At 72.5% G+C, this 17433-nt stretch carries 12 protein-coding genes and 1 pseudogene; 10 read left to right on the forward strand and 3 right to left on the reverse strand.

Annotation, left to right across the window (positions count from 1 at the left end):
* Positions 1-1060 precede the first annotated feature (1060 nt).
* From AB0J90_RS08950 to AB0J90_RS08975, 6 genes and pseudogenes are all read left to right on the forward strand, one after another.
* Positions 1061-1216, forward strand: a complete 156-nt coding sequence (locus tag AB0J90_RS08950) for a hypothetical protein (protein ID WP_326561638.1) — start codon at positions 1061-1063, stop codon at positions 1214-1216.
* Positions 1213-1674: a RidA family protein gene (locus tag AB0J90_RS08955; RefSeq protein ID WP_363593752.1), complete on the forward strand. Its 462-nt coding sequence runs from the start codon at positions 1213-1215 to the stop codon at positions 1672-1674. The genes AB0J90_RS08950 and AB0J90_RS08955 overlap by 4 nt, the downstream gene beginning before the upstream one ends.
* A gap of 211 nt (positions 1675-1885) precedes the next feature.
* Positions 1886-2785 carry an MBL fold metallo-hydrolase gene (locus AB0J90_RS08960; RefSeq protein WP_363593754.1) on the forward strand — a complete coding sequence of 300 codons (900 nt, stop codon included), beginning with the start codon at positions 1886-1888 and terminating at the stop codon, positions 2783-2785.
* Positions 2782-6477, forward strand: a pseudogene (locus AB0J90_RS08965) (adenylate/guanylate cyclase domain-containing protein); the annotation flags it as partial. The gene AB0J90_RS08960 and the pseudogene AB0J90_RS08965, both read left to right, overlap by 4 nt.
* 322 nt (positions 6478-6799) lie before the next feature.
* Positions 6800-7267 (forward strand): hypothetical protein, encoded by a 468-nt coding sequence (locus AB0J90_RS08970; protein WP_363593756.1) that lies wholly within the window; start codon positions 6800-6802, stop codon positions 7265-7267.
* Between the two features lie 70 nt (positions 7268-7337).
* Positions 7338-9104, forward strand: a complete 1767-nt coding sequence (locus AB0J90_RS08975; RefSeq protein ID WP_363594347.1) for a protein kinase — start codon at positions 7338-7340, stop codon at positions 9102-9104.
* Positions 9105-9138: 34 nt separating this feature from the next.
* Here AB0J90_RS08975 and AB0J90_RS08980 read toward each other — a convergent pair whose 3' ends face one another.
* The 3 genes from AB0J90_RS08980 to AB0J90_RS08990 all read right to left on the reverse strand — a co-directional run bounded on the left by AB0J90_RS08980 (position 9139) and on the right by AB0J90_RS08990 (position 11818).
* A complete protein-coding gene (locus AB0J90_RS08980) occupies positions 9139-10080 on the reverse strand; it encodes a LysR family transcriptional regulator (protein WP_363593758.1) in 942 nt (313 codons plus the stop codon).
* Between the two features lie 125 nt (positions 10081-10205).
* The gene (locus tag AB0J90_RS08985; RefSeq protein ID WP_363593760.1) at positions 10206-10739 is read right to left on the reverse strand and encodes a cysteine dioxygenase family protein; all 534 of its coding nucleotides are present in this window, start codon (positions 10737-10739) and stop codon (positions 10206-10208) included.
* A gap of 149 nt (positions 10740-10888) precedes the next feature.
* A complete protein-coding gene (locus tag AB0J90_RS08990; RefSeq protein WP_363593762.1) occupies positions 10889-11818 on the reverse strand; it encodes a LysR family transcriptional regulator in 930 nt (309 codons plus the stop codon).
* Positions 11819-11915: 97 nt separating this feature from the next.
* On the opposite strand from AB0J90_RS08990, the gene AB0J90_RS08995 reads away from it, so the two are divergent.
* From AB0J90_RS08995 to AB0J90_RS09010, 4 genes are all read left to right on the forward strand, one after another.
* Positions 11916-12959, forward strand: coding sequence for a putative sulfate exporter family transporter (locus AB0J90_RS08995; protein WP_363593764.1), 1044 nt, complete (start codon positions 11916-11918; stop codon positions 12957-12959).
* A gap of 245 nt (positions 12960-13204) precedes the next feature.
* A complete protein-coding gene (locus AB0J90_RS09000; protein ID WP_363593766.1) occupies positions 13205-14731 on the forward strand; it encodes an RICIN domain-containing protein in 1527 nt (508 codons plus the stop codon).
* Between the two features lie 248 nt (positions 14732-14979).
* The gene (locus AB0J90_RS09005) at positions 14980-16443 is read left to right on the forward strand and encodes a hypothetical protein (protein WP_363593768.1); all 1464 of its coding nucleotides are present in this window, start codon (positions 14980-14982) and stop codon (positions 16441-16443) included.
* 143 nt (positions 16444-16586) lie between these two features.
* The gene (locus AB0J90_RS09010) at positions 16587-17423 is read left to right on the forward strand and encodes a GNAT family N-acetyltransferase (protein WP_363593770.1); all 837 of its coding nucleotides are present in this window, start codon (positions 16587-16589) and stop codon (positions 17421-17423) included.
* Positions 17424-17433 lie beyond the last annotated feature (10 nt).

Genomic DNA, 17433 nt, shown 5'->3' on the forward strand with positions numbered 1-17433 from the left:
GTACGGCCGCGGTTGCCTGCTCCCCGGGGGTGGCGGGAGTGCCGGGCTGGGGAGGGGCCCACTCGGACGGCGTCGCCACCTGTTCCGTCTTCGGCGTCGCGATCTGTTCGGTCGCCGGCTGTGCCGCGGTCGCCGGCTGTGCCGCGGTCGCCGGCTGTGCCGCGGTCGCCGGCTGTGCCGCGGTCGCCGGCTGTGCCGCGGTCTCCTGTGAAGCTGCGGTCTCCTGCGAAGCTGCCGTCGGTCGCGCCTGGGCTGGCGACGCCGTAGCCGGTTCCGACTTCGCGGGCGGTGCACCGGCCGGCTCCGACTCTGCTGACGGTGCTGCCTGCTCTGCTGACGGTGCTGCCTGCGACGGTGCTGCCTGCGACGGTGCTGCCTGCTCGGCGGTCTGTGGTGGCGGGGGCGGTGTCTGGTCCGTTGCGGGGGCGTCCGGGGTGGTGTCCGGCTCGACCGCCGGTGTCGGCGTGCCGTCGGCCGACGCGGGTCCGGGATCCGGGGACACCGGTGTCGGCCGCGTGGCCTCGTCGTCGTGGGGCGGCTGACCACCCTGCGGTTCGGCGCCGCCGTTGGGCGGTTGAGTCATCGTCTCCCCCGTAGGGCCTCGGTACGTCGGTCCCACGACAGCCCTACCGCTCACCGGCAGGGCCGCCCAGAGCTGGCGCAGTGATCAGGCTTGGCGAGAGAGCATACGTGCCCGCCCGCGGCTGAGGGTAGCCGTCGTGCACCAGCCGTCAGCTCCCGGCTACTGCGACGTGCGACCGACGTGCGACCGATGTGCGGCCGACGTGCGAGCAACCGCGACCGCCACATGGGAGCAACGGCCACGGCCACATCTGAGGACCGACAACGGCCACGTCTGAGGACCGGCCACGGCCATAGGTGAGGACCGGATACGACTCCGTGCATGGATACCTCCGTCCGGCGTTGCCCCGGCCGCCCGGTGTCAGTTGCACCCTTCGGGGGTGGCGGCACCGGGAGGGGCCGGACGCTGCCCGTAGGCTGTCCGGCACATCCGTACGCCGTCCGGCGAAGCAGCCAAGAACGAGGGAGCCAGCCAGCGATGCAGAAGTGGGAGTACGCCACGGTGCCGCTGCTCACGCACGCGACCAAGCAGATTCTCGACAACTGGGGCGAGGACGGCTGGGAGCTGGTGGGCGTGGTGCCGGGCCCGAATCCGGAGCAGCTCGTCGCGTACCTCAAGCGGCCGAAGTCGTGAGCAACGGACCACACGCCAAGCTCGCCGAGCTGGGGCTGAGCCTGCCCGACGTGGTGCAGCCACTCGGGTCGTACGTCCCGGCGGTGCAGTCGGGCCACCACGTCTACGTCTCCGGGCAGCTCCCGGTCGTGGACGGAAAGCTGCTCGCCACCGGCAAGGTCGGTAACGGGGTCTCCGCCGAGCAGGCGAAGGACCTCGCGGAGCGGTGTGCGATCAACGCGCTGGCGGCCGTCGACTCGCTGGTCGGACTGGAGAACGTCGTCAAGATCGTCAAGGTGACCGGGTTTGTCGCCTCGGCGGAGGGCTTCACCGGCCAGCCTGGCGTACTCAACGGGGCCTCGGACCTGTTCGGTGCCGTCTTCGGCGAGGCCGGCCGCCACGTACGCAGCGCCGTCGGCGTAGCCGAACTCCCCCTCGACTCCCCCGTCGAGGTCGAGGTCATCGTCGAGGTCGCCTGACCCCACCCCACCCCACCCCCCTCCCTCCCACCCACCCCCCACCCGGGCGATCTTGCAATTTGGGTGCCAGGAAATGTTCCCGATGCCCGGGTACGTCCACCGCCACAACTGCAAGATCGCGCGGGTGGGGGGTGGGGAGGGAGGGGAGGGAGGGAGGGGGTGGAGGAAAGGCGACACGGGGGCGACATCGCTGGGTCGTACCATTCCTGCCATGACTGGCCACGTGATCGCGCCGGCTGCGGCGCTCGCCGACCAGCTGCCGAGCTGGGTGACGCTGGTGCGGGCACCGAACCCGGGTCCGATGACCCTCGACGGCACCAACACCTGGTTCCTGCGTGCGGCCGCCCAGCGAGTCGGGGTGGTGATCGACCCGGGACCGCTGGACGAGGGACACCTCGCCGCGATCGCCGCACAGGGGCCGATCGGCCTCATCCTGATCACCCACGGGCATCCCGACCACGTCGAGGGCGCGCGCCGGCTCTCTGACCTGCTCGGCGGCGTCCGCGTACTCGCGGCGGACCCGGCGCACTGCGTCGGCACCGACCCGCTCGTGGCGACCGAGAGCTTCGACGCGTACGGGCTGGAGTTCGCCGCACTGGACACCCCGGGACATACCGCCGATTCGATCTGTTACCTGGTCGAACCATCCAACCTGGTCGAAACGGAACCACCGGCGGCGGTGTTCACCGGGGACACCATCCTCGGCCGGGGCACCACCGTGGTCGCCCATCCCGACGGGAACCTCGGGCAGTACCTCGACAGCCTGGAGCTGCTCACCGCGTACGACGGATTGCCGGCCCTGCCCGGACACGGCCCGGCGCTCGCCGACTGCGCCGTGGCGGCCCGGTTCTACCTCGCCCACCGGCGGGCCCGGCTGGACCAGGTACGGCAGGCGGTGGCCGCCGGTGCGATCACCGCGCCCGAGGTCGTCGCCAGCGTGTACGCCGACGTCGACCGGTCGCTCTGGTGGGCCGCCGAATGGTCGGTCCGCGCTCAACTCGACTATCTGGCCCGAGAGAACGGCCCCGTCGACCAGCTCGCCCGAGAAAACGGCGCCGATCCCGAAATTCGGGAATCTGCGCCGGGGGCCGGTGGGTTGGACCTCCCGTGACCTGCCCGGTGTGTGGAACCGTCGCCGTGCCCGGCGCGCGGTTCTGCCACAACTGTGGCGCCGCGCTGCCGGCTGCCGCGACCCTGCCGGCGGCCGAACGCCGGGTGGTTACCGTCCTCTTCGGCGACCTGTCCGATTTCACCTCCTGGTCGGAGGACCTCGACCCCGAGCGGGTCGGAGCCGTCACCGACCGGGTGCTGGCCTCCCTGGCCGGCGCGGTCAAGACCTTCGGCGGTCACGTCGACAAGCTCACCGGTGACGGCATCATGGCCGTCTTCGGCGCCCCGGTCGCCCACGAGGACGACGCCGAACGGGCGGTACGCGCGGCGCTGTCCATGCAGCGGGCCGTCCGCCGGGTGCTCGACGACGAACGCGGCGGAGGTGCCCCGCTCGGCCTGCGGGTCGGGCTCAACACCGGCGACGTGGTCGCCGGCATCCAGGCCGCCATCGAGTACACCGTCATCGGCGACACCGTGAACACCGCCGCCCGGCTGGCCGACGCCGCCGCGATCGGCGCCGTCTACGCCGGTGCCAGCACCGCCGCGGTCACCCGGCACGTCTCCTCCTGGCGGCAGCTGCGCCCGCTGCGGCTCAAGGGCAAGCGCCAGCCGGTCGAGGCGTACGAACTGCTCGGTCTGCTGGACGCGCCCGGCACCCGCTCCGGGCTCGGCGACGAGGCGCCCTTCGTCGGCCGGGAAACCGAGATCGGACGGGTCGCCGGCCGGCTCGCCGAGGTGATCGACCGGGGCGAGTCGCGGGTGCTGCTGATGACGGCCGAGGCCGGGGTCGGCAAGTCCCGCTTCGCGGCCGAGGTCGAGCGGCTGGCCGCCGGCTACGACGTCGGCGCCGGGCGGTTCGCCGCCCACACCGGCGCCCGGGTGCTTTCCGTACGCTGTGCCGCCTTCGGCGAACGTCGCCGGCTGGCGCCGCTGGCCGACCTCGTACGCGCGGCCGTCGGCCTGCCCAGCGGGGGAACACCCGCGCTCACCCGTCCGGTGGTCGAGGAGCGGCTGCGTCGGCTCGGCCAGCGACTGGCCCGGTTCCGTCCCGACCAGCCACCGATCCCCTCCGACCTGCTGCTCGCCCTGCTCGGTTACGGCGACCTGACGCCGGCTGCCGGCGTACCGGTCGGTGCCGCCGAGTGGGCGCCGAGCGGGCCGGTCCCGGACGCGGGTGCCGTGCCGGCCGCGGTTTCCGACCTGCTCAGCGCGCTCGCCGCCGAGACGCCGATGGTGGTCATCGTCGACGACCTGCACGACGCCACCCCGGAGACGATCGACGCCCTCGGCCAGACCCTGTCCCGGCTCACCGGACCGGTGCTGGCGCTGCTGCTCGGCCGCCCCGAACTCGTCCGTACGGCCGGAGCCCTGACCGGGGTCGCCGACGCCGAGGTCAACGCGCTGCCACCGCTGCGCGGCGCCGACGCGGCCCGGCTGCTCACCACCTACCTCGGCGGCGGCCGACTGCCGCAGGCCGACACCGACCGGCTGCTCGCCACCGCCCAGGGCAACCCGTTCTACCTCGCCGAACTCGTCACCCTGCTGATCGAACGCGGCGCCCTGGTCGAGGTCGGCGAGCGGGAACAGGCGATCGAGGCGAACCAACCGGGCGGCGGCTCCGGAATCACCTGGCGGCTCGTGCCGGGCTCGCTCGGCAGCCGGTTGCTCTCCCGCGACCTGGCCGCGGTGCTCGCCGCCCGGATCGACGCACTGCCCGCCGACGCCCGCTCGGTGCTGCGCGACGCCGCCGTCATCGGCGACACCGTGCCGGCCGGTGCGCTCGAGGCACTGCGCGAGCGGCGGGCCGGACGCGACGGCGGTCCCGCCTCCGTCGACACCGGCGAACTGGACCGGGCCGTCGAGGGGCTGCTGCAACGCCGGATGCTGCATCGCACCCGCGACGGCTACACCTTCGCCACCCCGCTGATGCGCGAGGCCGCGTACGCCGGGATCGGCAAGGCCGACCTCGCCGAACGGCACGCCGCGTTGGCCCGCTGGGCCGCACCGAGCGAACTGCCCCGACCGGCGGACGGGCTGCTGCGTACGGCCGACGGGCTCGGACCGGACGACGGTGCGATCACCGTCGACGGTGCGCTCGGCGTGGTCCGGGACCGGTCCGGGCTGCCGGACGAACTCCGGGACGCGTTCGTCGCCGAGCACGTCGAACGGGCCGTGGCGCTCGCCGACGCCGTCGGTCTGCGCACCGACTCGGTGGCCCGTACGGTTGCCCCGCTGGGCGTGAGCGCGCTGAACCGGTCCGCCCGCAAGGCGATCGCCGCCGGGGAACCGTCCCTCGCGGTCGAGTACGCCGAACGCGCCGCCGCGCTCGCCGGTGACGACATGCCCGGCTCCGACCAGTTGGTGCACGCCCGCGCCCTGTTGCAGATCGGGCGGCCCGCCGACGCGCTCACCTTCGCGGAGAAGATCGGCGCCAACGCGGCCGACGACCCGATCCGGCGAGCCGGTGCGCTGCTCATCGCCGGGCAGGCGTACCAGGCCATCGGTGACCACCGGCGGGCGGTCGACACCTGGCAGGACGCGTTGCAGGTGGCGACCGCCGCCGACCTGCCGGCACCCCGGGCGTCGGCGATGCGCCGGCTCGGCATGAGCGACTTCTTCAACGGCCGGTTGAGCCAGGCGAGCAGCCGGTTCGCCGGGGCGTACCAGGTCAACCTCGCCGCCGACGACCGGCGCGGGCAGGCCTGGTCGTTGCAGAACCTGGCCTGGGTGACCACCACCCGGGGCGACTTCGCCGGCACCGATGCGGTGCTCGGCCGCGCGGCCCGACTCTTCGCCGAAACCCATGATCCGGTGGGCCAGGCCTGGTTGCGCGGCACCACCGCGTTCGCCCGGTTGCTCGCCGGCCGGCTCGCGGAGGCCCGTCGGCTGGCTCGGGTCTTCCTGCCGTTCGGTGAGCGGGTCGGCGAGGCGTGGGCGGTCGGCACGCTGCGCGCGGTGGAGGCGTTCGCCGCCGCCGAGCTGGGTGAGCTGACCGAGTCCGACCGGGCGGCCCGTCGGGCGTACCGGGACTTCGCCGCCGTCTCCGACGACTGGGGCCGGGGCTTCGCCCTGGTCGTACGCGGTGTGGTGGCGCGTGGGCTCGGCGAGCCGGAGCACGCGGCGGACCTGCTCACCGACGCCCTGTCGTACGGCGATCGGACCGCGCATCCGTTGCTGACCGGGTTGGCCGGCACGTTGCGCGGTTTCGTGGCGCTGGAGCGCGGTGACGTGGAGACGGCCGAGCGGGACGCGCGGGCGGTGCTGGCGGCGGTCGAGCCGCACAACGCGTTGGCGCCGGTGCAGGTCGGTCCCCGGGTGCTACTGGCCACGGCCCGGTTGACCGCGGGTGATCCGAGCACCGCCGTGGGGCTGCTGGCCCCGCTGGCGACCAGTGCGAGCACCCCGTCGCTGCTTTTCTCCCGCCAGCAGACCCTGGCCCGGTACGCCTCGGCGCTGCTCGCCGAGGGTCAGCCGGTGCAGGCGCTGGACTGGGCGCGTCGGGCGGTGGCGGCACCGGCCGAGGACGTACGCAGTGTGGTGCTGGCCCGCCGTACGTTGGCCGAGACGCTGGCCGCGATGGGCGAGTACGCCGAGGCGGGGGTGGCCGCCGCGGAGGCGGTGCGGTTGGCGTACTCGACGCAGCAGACGAGCGAGCGGGCCGGGGTGGACGCGCTCTGCGCCGAACTGGCTGCGCACCTGCCCGCCCCGAGGGCCGACGGGACTTCGGGCGGCGGCACCCTGTCGGATTCGGCCGCGGTGGCGCGTGCCGCCGGTCTGGGTGACGCCGCCGGTCTGGCAGCCGGCACGGCGGGTCTCACCGACTCCGCCGGTCTGGCGCGTGCTGCCGGTTTGGCCGACTCTGCCGGTCTGGCCGAGTCCGGGTCGGCCGCACAGCCGCTAGCGTAGATCTTCCACGGTCCACACCGGACGTCCGCGGCACAGCTCCGCGCGTCCGGCTGTCGGGTCGGGTGCGCGGGTCGGGCCGTCTGCGTACGCCGGGTGTCTGGAGGAACGGATGAAGCTGCCGCGTTCGGCTGCGGGCTGGACGATCGCCGTCTTCGGCGTACTCGCCCTGGTGCTGGGGTTGGTCGGGCTGATCCGGCCGGAGGCGCTGCTGCGTCTGCTGGGCTTCGAGGTGATCGACGCGGCCGACCGGGCGAGTGGTGACTACACCCGTACGTACATCGCTGCGTCGTCCATGGCGGCGGTGAACATGGGGGTCTACTACCTGGTCGCGGTGCACACTGAATGGCGAGCGTTCTTCCGTTTCACGGTGTTTTTCCGGTTGGTCACGTTCAGCGTCTTCACCATCCTGGTGCTGACCGACTCCGCGCCCGGAAAGTTCTTCGGCGTGGCCGCCTGGGAAGGGCTGGGTGCGGTGGCCACGGGGGTCGGCCTCTGGATTGATTCGCGGCGGTCGAGTGTGCCTCTGACCTCCCCGGCGACCGGTGTTGTCCGGTCGTCGACCGATGCGGGCCGCTGACGCGTCCGCCCTCTTCGGTATTTTCGTTACCGTGACCAACACCCCGCCAGGCGCGCTACCGAAACCAGTGGTGCCCGGTCTGACGGATTTGCACGTGTTTGCCCGGGGTGGATACGCCACCGTCTACCGCGCCACGCAGGGATCGGTCGGGCGCGAGGTCGCCGTCAAGGTCGAGAACCGCACCCTCGGTAGCGAACGCGACCAGCGCCGGTTCCTCCGCGAGGCCCGCGCCGCCGGGCGGATGTCCTCGCACCCGCACGTCGTCGACCTCTTCGACGCCGGGGTCACCGCCGACCAGCACCCGTATCTGATCATGGAACTCTGCGACGGCTCGTACGCCGAACGGATGCGTACCTCGCCGCTCGGCGCCGCCGAGGCCCGCGACCTCGGGGTGAAGATCGCCGACGCGCTGGCCCACTCGCACGCGATGGGTGTGCTGCACCGCGACGTGAAGCCGGCCAACATCCTGCACTCGCACTTCAACCCGGCGGTGCTCGCCGACTTCGGGCTGGCCGTACTGGCCGAGGTCCGGGACTCGTCGGTCACCCTGGAGGTGCTCACCCCGGCGTACGCGCCGCCGGAGATGTTCCGGCACAGCCCGCCCTCCCCGGCGGTCGACGTCTACGCGCTCTCGGCCACCCTCTACGCGGTCATGCACGGCAAGCCGCCGCGCTGGCGGGCCGACCGCAACCCGAGCCTGATCACGCTGATGGAACTGTTCAGCGAACCCATCCCCGACCTGCCCGGCATCCCGCCCGAGCTGGTCGAGGTGCTCCGCTTCGGCATGGCCAACGATCCGCAGGCCCGGCCGTCCGCCGAACAGTTCCGGGACCTGCTCGCCGCGCTGCCGCTCGGCCCGATCGCGCCGATCTCCGGCGCACCGGTCTCCGGCATCCCGACCTCCGGTGCGCCGATCTCCGGTTCCCCGTACCCCTCGTCCCCGTTCCCGGCGTCCCCGACCACCGGCACCCCGGCCCCGCGCCCGCCCGACACCGGCTCACCGGTCTCCGGCCCGCCCAGCTACGGTCCACCGACCTCCGGCCCGCCCGGCTTCGGGTCACCCGCATCCGGGTCGCCCGCGTTCGGCAGCGGTTTCACCGGCCCGACCGCACCGCACCCGCACGACAGCGGCGGCGTCACGATCCCGGGCGCCCGTACCCCGGCCGGCTCCGGTCAGCGCGGCCATCCCGACGGCCCACCCGCGCCGCGTCCGCCGTCCGCCGCCCGCTACGACGACGACCACCCGACCGTACGGACCAACCCGCGCCGCCGCCGGCTGCGCTGGTTCTTCGGCGGGTTCGGCGTACTCGCGCTGATGGTCGCCGCCGCCACCGGATCCTGGTACGTGGCCCGCTCCGACCCGCCGATGTCGGCGAGCAGCGATGTCCGTACGACCGACCCGCCCGCGCCACCGACCGGGTCCACGGCCAACCTGCCGGCTGGTGGGGCGCTGCCCGGTTGCGGGGCCCCGCTGCCCGGCGGCGGTCGCTGCACCGACGAACTGGAGTGCTTCGGCCCGATGCGGATCGACGGCACCGAGGCCTCCGCCACCCCGGTTGCCTGCGGCGGCCGGCACACCTGGGAGGCGTACGCGGTGGGTGACCTGCCGGCCGAGGTCGACGCCGCGGACCACCAGGCGATCTGGCGCGACTCGACCGTGCAGAAGATCTGCAACGCCAACACCTTCCGGCTCGCCACCCAGTTGGGCAGCACCGGAGGTTGGCAGCTCCAGGTGCTGCCACCGAACGGCGCCGAACTCGCCCCCGGCGAGCGTACGTTTCGCTGCCTCGCCGGCAAGGGCACCAACAGCCTCACCGGTCCCACCCTCGGCCGCTGAGCGGGCTGGTCCCGCCCCTACCCGAGCGCTTGGGTCAGGGGGCGGTCGCGAAGGCGGTGGGGCCGATCGAGTTGGCGGCGGAACGCAGCGACTCCAGCATCGCGGTGATGGCGCTCGTTCTTGCCAGGTCGGGCCAGGTGTAGGCCGAAACCGTACGCCGCAGCACCGGTTCGACCCGTACCGCCACGACGTCGGGGTGCTGGAGGAAGGCGAGCACGAGGCTCGGCAGCAGGGCGACGCCGAGTCCCGCCGCGACCAGGCCCTGCAACGCCAGGTTGTCGTCGGTGGCGCAGGCGATGCTGGGTATGAAGCCGCTGCCGGCGCAGGCGTCGACGAAGCTGCTCCGGCACCGGGGACACCCGGCGATCCAGGTCTCCTCGGCCAGGTCGGAGAGCTGCACGGACCGCCGCTCGGCGAGCCGGTGCCCGCTCGGCACCAGCAGCACCAGCGAGTCGACCAGCAGGGGCACCTCCAGCATGCCGGCCTCGGCCGGACCGGTTTCCGCCGGACGTGCCAGGTCGGACTCGTACGTGAAGGCGACCACCACGTCACACTCGGCCCGCCGGAGCACCTGGTACGACTCGGGTGGCTCGGCCTCCAGCAGCTCCAGCCGTACCTGCGGGTGGCGTTCCTTGAGCGCGGCGGCGGCGTACGGCACCAGGGTCGCGTTGGCGCTGGGGAAGGCGCAGACCCGTACGGTGCCGGTTTCGAGGGTGGCGACCGCCCTGACCTGCTGCTGGGCGACGGCCATGTTGTCCAGGATCTCGACGGCATGCCGGGCCAGCGTGGTGCCCGCCTCGGTCAGCCGCAGCGTACGTCCGACCCGGGCGAACAGCGGCCCGCCGACGGTACGTTCCAGCGCCTTGATCTGCTGGCTCACCGCGGGTTGGGTGCAGTGCATGGCGCGGGCGGCGGCGGAGAACGAGCCGCTCTCCACCACCTGGCGGAACATCACAAGCTGGCGCAGGTCGATCACGGCGGAAGCATAACCACTGCTTATCGACCTCCCCGCTGGTCCGATCACGGGCTGTGACGACCCCGACGCCCGCACCGGCCGAAACGGGACACCCGGCCCGGTTCAGGAACGGCCGGACGGGACGGCTAACCGACCAGGACCGGAAGGTGGTAGCGGCGGCGGATGCTGCTGCCGACGCGGGAGATGTCCGCACCGTAGATGTGGATCGAGACGGCGGTGGCGGTGCCGGCGTTGCGTACCTCGTGGATGTCTCCGGGCGGGGCGATGCCGCAGACGCTGCCGGTCGGGTTCTCCGTCACCTCCGCGCGGGACAGGAACACATTCCCCTCACGCTCGGTGACCTCGTAGCGGACCTCGGACTCGACCCCGTCGACCACGCCGACCACGCACCAACAGAGGTGGTCGTGGATCGGGGTGACCTGCCCGGGGCGCCAGACGAGGGCGACGACGGAGAAGAGGCCGTCCGGCTCGACGTGCAGTACGTGCTGCACGTAGCCGTCCGGGTCGCCGGCCAACTGCTCCGGGGTGAGGATGTCCCGGCTCGGCAGGTGAGCCTGCAGGGCGGCGCTGACCAGGGCGGCGGTCTCCTCTGGTGGACAGACCCGGCTGGCGGCGACCCGTACGCTGTCGACCAGCTTGCTGAGCTGCTCCGCTGACATCTTCGGCCCCCTTCCGGCCCGAGTTGCGATGACTCGGACGCCCAAGGGTCAGTGTGCGGACCGGGCGGTCTGCGTACCAATCGCGATTTCTTGGCCGGGTCAAAGCCTGGCTTATGGGTCGGGCCGACAGCCGGTCGGGCCCGGCCGGTTCAGTCGGCGCGACGATGCTCGGGCGGGGGCGTCCGCGCGGCCCGGTCGATCGCCTGGAGCAGCGCCGTGGCCGAGCCGGTGAGTCGCCGTCCGCGCGGCCAGACCGCGCGCAGCGTACGGGCCAGCCGCAGGTCCCGTACCGGCACCTCGACCAGCAGTTTCGCGGACAGTTCCATCTCCACCGCGTTCCGGCTGAGCACCGCCGGGGCGGTGCCGGCCATGGCGGCGCCCTTGACCGCGGCGTTGGAACCGAGGGCCAACTCGGGCGGGAGCGGGTGAAGGTCGGCCAGCGCCAGTTCCAGGGTTTCCCGGGTGCCGGAACCGACCTCGCGGACCACCAACCGGGTCCCGGCCAGCTCGGCCGGCTCCAGCGGCCGGCGGCGTCGCGCCCACGGATGCCCCGGCGCCACCACCACGATGAGCTGGTCGTGCCCGACGATCAGGCTGTCCAGCCCCTCCGGCACCGTCGGTCCCTCCACGAAACCGACGTCGATGCCCTCGTCGGCGAGGACCAACCGGGCCACCTCGGTCGAGTTGATCACCGTCAGCCCGACCCGGATGTCGGGGTACGTCAACCGCAGGTGGTGCAGCCACCGGGGCAGCAGCGCCTCGGCAACCGTCATGCTCGCCGCCACCCGCAGCTGGGCGGCCCGCGCCTCCCGCAGCGCGACGAGGCTGTGCTGGAACTCGTCCGCCGCACCGAGCAGCCGTACGGCCCAGCCGACCACCACCCTGCCGTCGTCGGTGAGCGGTGATCCCCGGTGGGTGCGCAGCAGCAGCGGCACCCCGGCCCAACGTTCCAGGGCGGCGAGCCGCTTGGTCGCCGACGGCTGGGCGATGCCGGCCGCCCGCGCCGCCTGGCCGATGCTGCCGAGTTCGGCGACGTCGACCAGGAGCCGCAGCGTTTCGAGATCCGGAAGACCACTCATAGCCCCAGGCTATGACGTCGATCGTGATCGAGGACTACTGCCGACGGAGCTGTCCGCGCAGGCTGGGCCGGTGGGACCGGTATCGGGGGGTGACAGGGTGGCGGTAGCGGAACGGGTACGAGTCAGCGGGCAGGCACCAGCCCCGACCCCGCCCGTACCGACCGCCACCCTGCCCGGTCTCGCCCTCGCCGCCGCCGTCGCGTCGATCGGGTACGGCGTGAACCAACTCGCCACCCCGGTCAGCCCGATGATCGTGGCGATCCTGCTCGGCGTACTCGTACGCAGCCTCGGCGGCTACCGGGAGTGGATGCGCCCCGGACTGACCTTCGCCGCCAAGGGGCTCCTCCGGGCGGGAATCGTCCTGCTCGGCCTGCAACTCGTCGCCTCCGACATCGTCGACCTCGGCTTCGGCCCGATCGGCGTGGTGGTGGTCAGCGTCGCGGCGGCCTGGCTCACCACCAGGTGGGTCGGACGCCGACTCGGCCTGCGCCCCGCCACGTCGCTGCTGGTCGCCACCGGTGTGTCGATCTGCGGTGCGTCCGCGGTGCTCGGCATGAACGAGGTCGCCGACGGCGAGGAGGAGGACGTGGTCACCGCGATCGGCGTTGTCACCGTCCTGGGCACGCTCTGCATGCTGCTCATTCCCGCCCTCGGCCTGCTGTTCGGCCTGGACCACACGATGATCGGCCTCTGGGCCGGTGCCAGCATCCACGAGGTCGGCCAGGTCGTCGCGGTCGGCGGTGCGATCGGTGCCGCCGCGCTCGCCACCGCGGTCGTGGTGAAGCTCTGCCGCGTCGTACTGCTCGCCCCGCTGGTGGCGCTGGTCGCGATCGGTCGTCGTACCGCGACGCCGACGGCCGAGGGGCACCGCTCCGGGCCACCCGTGCTGCCCTGGTTCGTGGTCGGCTTCCTGGCGGCGATGGCGCTGCGTTCCACCGGCCTGCTGCCGCACCAGGTGGTCTCCTCGGTGTCGACGGCCGCCGGTCTGCTGCTGGCCGCGGCGATGTTCGCCGTCGGCACCTCGGTCGACCTGCGTACGGTCACCCGCAGCAGTGGACGGGCCCTGGCGACGGGAGCGGTCGGCACGGTCATGCTGGCGGCCACGTCGCTCGGCGGGCTGCTGGTCGTCGGCACCCCCTGACGCTTCTTCGCCAAGGAGAACGCGTCGCCGGCTCCGTTTCGCTAACCATCCCCCGCACGTACGCGGAATCGTTTGTCCACCGATGGCGGCGCACTATTCCACGGCCGACCCGCCGGCAGCCACCCCTGATCACACCATTGCGCGATCGAGCAATGCCTTTGACCGACTCGGCTAGCCACAATGGAGCGGCGACCCTAACCTGTGCGGAGGCAAACGGCCGGCAGGTACGGGGAAAAGAGGCGGTTATGCGGGGGATCGACAGTCGGGAGGTGAACCCGGCGAGCGACGTGATGCGGGCTCCGGATCCGTACGGCGCCACCTCTCCGGGTGAGTTCGTCGCCGCCATGCGGGCGTTGAAGGAGTGGTCGGGCCTGACCTACCGGCAGCTCCAGCGCCGGGCGGCGGCCGTCGACGAACTGCTCCCGCACAGCACGGTCGCCGCCGCACTCAGCCGCAACACGTTGCCGCGCGAGGAACTGGTGACCGGTTTCGTCCGCGCCTGCGGCCAGGACGAGGCGACCGCCGCCGGCTGGCTCACCGTACGCAAGCGGATCGCCGCCGGCTTGGCGGCGCCGGCCGCCGACGAGCTGACATCGGACCCGGGTACGGATGAACCGCCGCCCCGCACCGCCGTGGCCGAGCCCGTGGAGGCTGCGGCCGTACCGGTTGAGGTTGGGCCTGTGGCCGTACCGGTGGAGGTCGTGCGGGCTGTGGCCGTACCGGTGGAAGAGCCGGCGGCGGACGACGTGCCGTCACCGGGGGAGGCGGTGCAGGACGTCGCCCCGCCGGACGAGCCGGTGCGGGAACGGGCCGAGGTCGAACCAGCCGTGCCGTCCTTCGCCACGGGAGCGTTGGCCTCGACGGTCGCGCGGCGGAAGAAGGACGAGTGGGTCGGCACGCACCGCTACGACCCCGCGGTGGAGGTGCCGCGCCCGGCCGGGCTGCGCTGGCTGGTGCCGCCGATCATGTACCGGACGGGTTGGGCGACCCGTGTCCTCTCCGCCGGACTCGTGGTCGTCCTCGTGTTCGTCGCCGCGGCGGTGACGGTACGGATCATCCGCGAGGTACGCGGCGACGACCCCGGAGCGAGCCCGTCGACCCTGGCCGAGGCACCCGAGGAGAACGGGCCCGCCGAGACCGGTGACGCCCTCGACGACGGCGCCGGAACCGTCACGCCCCCGGCCCCGACCACCGGAGGCACGCCGACTCCGGCCCCGGGTGGCGTACCGGCCCAGCCGCCGGCCAAACCGCCCGCCCCGAAGCCCACCACCCCGAAACCCGCCACCGCCACTGGTGCCGCTGCCAACGGCAACGCCGGTACGTTTGCTGGCGTCTACCGGATCCGCCCGGCGCACACCGGACTCTGCGTCGGCGAGGGGCCCGAGCTGTACAAGTCGTCCGGGCGGACCGTGCTCGGGCAGCAGAACTGCGGATCGGCGGGACCGCCGACGATTCTCGAACAGGTCAGCGGAAGCGTCTACCGGATCAAACTCGACCACCCGACCCACGGCACCGGCTGCGCCACAGTGGACGAAGGAGCGGCCGGGGACGGCCTGCTGCTCGCCGGGGCCAACTGCGGCGCGAGCCGCAAGGACCAGCAGTTCACCCTGGAACCGGTCAGCACCCCGGCGGCCGGTCACCGGATACGTGCCGTGGCCGGCAGCAGTTACTGCATCGGGGTTTACAAAGGCAGCGGCGACGTGGGCGTGCAACTGATCCAGACCCGCTGCGATGGCGGTAAACACCAGGTTTTTGTCATCGAAGCGCGGTGAAACTGCCGGCGGTGCCAACGGTCCAGCCGGCCGGCGTCGGCCGATCGGTCCTTTACAGCGGTGACCCGGCAGGGTGAACTGTTGCGTGGCATCGAAGCCGCTCCCTGACCGTACGAACGGCAGTCGAGCGGGACCATCACGGGGGTGAGGTAATCGTGTCGACGCACGATAGTGGTGCGCCCGAGAAAGGTGACGCCCTGCCGGGGCCACCGGAGGCGACAGCGTCCGCGGCGACGTTCGTCAGGGCTATGCGCGCGTTACGACAATGGTCGGGTTTCACGTACCGGCAGTTGCAGGGCCGGGCCCAGGCAGCCGGAGACGTGCTGCCGCACAGCACCCTCGCTGCGGTGCTCGGCCGGGGAACCCTGCCCCGAGAGGAACTGCTGCGCGCGTTCCTACGCGCCTGCGGCGGCTCCGAGTCGGCGGTCGAGCAGTGGGTGGCGATCCGCAAGTCCATCGCCGCCCGAACCGAACAACCCGAGGCCGGGCAACCCGAGGCCGAGCGGGCGGAGTCTTTGCCGGCGGCAGATCCTCCCGTTCTTGCGGTGGGGCTTTCCTCGGTGGCGGAACTGGCGACCGTGGTCGCGGAGGAGTCCCCTGCCGGCGCCGGACCCCCGCCGGTCGCGCCATTGGCGGACAGCAAACCCGTGCCATCGGCGGACAGCAAACCCGTGCCATCGGCAGATGGTGAACCCGTGGCGGAGTTGCGGGCGGGTGTGTCCGTGGAGGTGCCGAAGGACGAGCGGGCGGCCGAGGAGCCAGCAGAACCGGCAGCAGAACAGGCAGCAGAACAGGCGGCCGACGAGTCGGCGGGGGACAAGCTGGGCGAGGTCGGGGACGGGTGGCCGACAACGCAGCCCGCGCAGCGGCCGTTGGCAGCCGCGACCGCTCTCCAGGAGCGTTACCGCTGGACGGGCGTACATCGGCGGGATCCGGCGGTGGACGTGCCGAGGCCGGCGGGACTGCGCTGGCTGATTCCGCCGATCATGTACCGGACCGGCTGGGCGTCGCGGGTGCTTTCCGGGGCGTTGGTGCTGATCCTCCTGCTGATCGGTGTCGGTGGGGTGCTGCGGTACCTGCGTCCCGGACCCGACGACGGCCACCAGCCCGGCATCGAGGACCCGTACGCCTTGGACGAGGCGCCCGGGGAGGAGGAGGGCGTCGACGTACCGGTGCAGGACGGCACGCCGGATCCCGCCCCGAACGCACCCGCGCCGACCGTCACGCCGACCCCGGTCACGGCCACCTCCACCCGCCCCCCGGTCAGCCCGACCGCGGTACGGCGTACGACAGCTCGGCCGGGAACCACCGCGCCGACGACCCCGGCCGGGGGAAACGAGCCGGTGGGAGCGCCGGCACCGCAACCCAAGCCGAAACCGGCGGCCACGCCGTACCTGACCGCTTCGGTGAGCACCGTGTGCCGGGGCGGTGGGAGCTGGGCTTTCTCCATCTCGGGGTCGCTGCACAACGCGTCGGTCGGGTACGACCCGCACGGGGGCGTCGACCACCAGAACGGCACCATCTACGGCTACCCGATCAGCGGCGACGGCTCGACCAGCTTCTCCGGGACCGTACCGAAGTCCTTCGGTCCCGACCACGAGCTGACGTCGGCTACGGCGGGTTGGGAGTTGGAGGTGTGGGTCAACGGCGACATGATCACCGGCACCCGAATCTCGACGTCCGGTTCGGTGAGCCGCCCCTCGGGCTGCTGACCCGACGTGACTGAACTGCCCGTTTGTCCCGCGATCCAGGTCACAATCGACCGCCGCGGCTACCCGCAACCGGGACCGGCCGGTTGAATTGCGGCGTCTCCGCGAAAGCCTCGCGAATCCGCGAATATTCATTGGGATGCCCCGTGCCGTCAGAGAACCTGACCAGGACCACCGAGTTCATCACCGCCGAGCTGAACTTCCAGTACGTCGAGATCATGTCCGAGCGCGGCCGAGCCGAACTCGGTCTGACTGGCGCCCGGATCGGCGGCGGTGCCGCGCTGGCGATGCGGAACGACCCCACCGGCGGTGGCTGGAACAAGACGATCGGCCTCGGTTTCACCGAACCGGTCACCGAGAAGCTGATCGGCGAGGTTGTCGACTTCCACCGGGAGCACGGCAGCCCGTCGGCGCAGATCCAACTCGCCCCGGAGGTCCTGCCGGCGGACTGGGACGACATCTGCGCCGCGTACGGGCTGACCGCGGGTGACGCCACGGTGAAGCTCGTCGGCGACGTGGACGACTTCAAGCCCGGCCACACCGACCTGCGGGTGGGCCGGGTCGGGGTGGAGGACGCCGAGGAGTGGGCGAGCATGCTCGAAGAGGTCTTCGGCCTGCCCGAGCAGTTCAACTCGTCGCTGGTCGCCGCCGTCGGACGCCCGGACATGCTCACGTTCGCGGCCTGGGACGGGGACACGATGGTGGCCGGTGCCGGCCTCTTCCTGTTCGGCGAGTTCGCCTCGCTGCACAATGGGGCGACCCGGGAAAGTCACCGCAACCGTGGCGCACAGTCGGCTCTGCTGACGGCCAGGGCGCAGGCCGCCGCTGAATCGGGTGTCCGTTGGCTGTTCAGCGACACCGGTAAGCCGGCCGAGGGCGAGTCGAACCCGTCGCTGAACAACATGATCCGCTCGGGGCTCACCCCGATGTACGACAACCAGAGCTGGATCTGGCGCCCGGAAGGCAACACCACCGCAGGCTGACCGTACGACG

Source organism: Micromonospora sp. NPDC049523 (assembly GCF_040676775.1).
Taxonomy (GTDB): Bacteria; Actinomycetota; Actinomycetes; order Mycobacteriales; family Micromonosporaceae; genus Micromonospora_G.

What these genes read in the sequence shown, in the direction of transcription:
- AB0J90_RS08950 (WP_326561638.1), top strand. Translation starts at nt 1,061, where the DNA reads ATGCAGAAGTGGGAGTACGCCACGGTGCCGCTGCTCACGCACGCGACC.
- AB0J90_RS08960 (WP_363593754.1), top strand. Translation starts at nt 1,886, where the DNA reads ATGACTGGCCACGTGATCGCGCCGGCTGCGGCGCTCGCCGACCAGCTG.
- AB0J90_RS08970 (WP_363593756.1), top strand. Translation starts at nt 6,800, where the DNA reads ATGAAGCTGCCGCGTTCGGCTGCGGGCTGGACGATCGCCGTCTTCGGC.
- AB0J90_RS08985 (WP_363593760.1), bottom strand. Translation starts at nt 10,739, where the DNA reads ATGTCAGCGGAGCAGCTCAGCAAGCTGGTCGACAGCGTACGGGTCGCC.
- AB0J90_RS08990 (WP_363593762.1), bottom strand. Translation starts at nt 11,818, where the DNA reads ATGAGTGGTCTTCCGGATCTCGAAACGCTGCGGCTCCTGGTCGACGTC.
- AB0J90_RS09000 (WP_363593766.1), top strand. Translation starts at nt 13,205, where the DNA reads ATGCGGGGGATCGACAGTCGGGAGGTGAACCCGGCGAGCGACGTGATG.
- AB0J90_RS09005 (WP_363593768.1), top strand. Translation starts at nt 14,980, where the DNA reads ATGCGCGCGTTACGACAATGGTCGGGTTTCACGTACCGGCAGTTGCAG.